Raw genomic sequence first — 202 nt, forward strand, 5'->3', positions numbered from 1 at the left:
CTTCTTCACGTCGCCAGGGCAGCCTCGGGGCTGTACAGCTGGTTCTCGTCGAAGTTCTCGGTTGCGGCCCGATAGGCCTTGCTGTGCTTCATGCTGGTCTCCTTGTCAGGGGAGTCCTCGTGTGGACTCCGGTGCCAGTCGTGGTCCGGGCGCGTGCCCTCCCACTCCTTCTCGGTCCGATGGCGCGGACCTCGCTGTACTT

1 pseudogene is annotated in these 202 nt (G+C 64.4%); it reads right to left on the bottom strand.

The window, feature by feature from the left end:
- Window positions 1-5: 5 nt before the first annotated feature.
- Window positions 6-202, bottom strand: a pseudogene (locus BN358_RS28215) (hypothetical protein); the annotation flags it as partial.

The sequence above is a fragment of the Sedimentibacter sp. B4 genome, from assembly GCF_000309315.1.
Classification (GTDB): Bacteria; Bacillota; Clostridia; order Tissierellales; family Sedimentibacteraceae; genus Sedimentibacter; species Sedimentibacter saalensis.